Raw genomic sequence first — 790 nt, 5'->3', positions numbered from 1 at the left:
CATTGAAAAAAATAAGCAACGCCTTACTCTAATGTTTACCACAACAAAGAAATAAGGCATCACTTATGACTCGCACCAAGCTCAACGATGAACATTGGCACAAGCTATTTATTATATTGCGACAAATTAACGTATATAACAAGCCCAATCTAAGACGTACCGTTGAAGGCATGTTGTACCGCATACGAGTAGGCTGTCCATGGCGAGACTTACCTTCTTATTTTGGTCATTGGTCTCGCATATATCATCAATACCGTTACTGGCGTAAAACCGGTAAATGGCAAAAGCTCATGAAGATAGTCACAGCAAACTATGATAGTGAATGGTTATTTATAGACGGTAGCGTGGTCAAAGCTCATCAGCATAGTTCAGGTGTAGCCAGTCATCTTGATGAGGCCATTGGTAAAAGTGTTGCAGGTAATAGCAGCAAACTGCACTTAGTGGTCGATGCTTGTGGTAACCCTATACATATTGAGCTGACAGGTGGGCAAGTGCATGACGCTAAGATGGCAAAGACGTTGATAGATAGCACGATTAATAACCAGACTAAAGCGGTGATTGCAGACAGGGGCTACGATAGTAGTGATATTAGAGAGTGTATCTTCAAGCACTGTGCTGAGTCAGTCATACCCGTTAAGTCGAACTCTAAAAGCTGTAACGACACACTAGATTGGTATTTGTATCGTTGCCGTCATTTGGTAGAAAACGCTTTTGCTAGATTGAAACATTTTAGGGGCATTGCCACGCGATATGATAAGCTCAAAGATAGCTATGCAGCGGCGGTAATGCT

1 protein-coding gene is annotated in these 790 nt (G+C 42.0%); it reads left to right on the top strand.

Features of this window, described 5'->3' with window-relative positions; translation table 11 throughout:
- Nucleotides 1-65 precede the first annotated feature (65 nt).
- Nucleotides 66-790, top strand: a 725-nt coding sequence (locus tag CXF69_RS00560; protein WP_101204411.1) for an IS5 family transposase, incomplete at its 3' end; no start/stop codon positions are given.

It is taken from the genome of Psychrobacter sp. Choline-02u-9 (assembly GCF_002836505.1).
Taxonomy (GTDB): Bacteria; Pseudomonadota; Gammaproteobacteria; order Pseudomonadales; family Moraxellaceae; genus Psychrobacter.
This window is presented reverse-complemented; position numbering and strand designations above follow the sequence as displayed.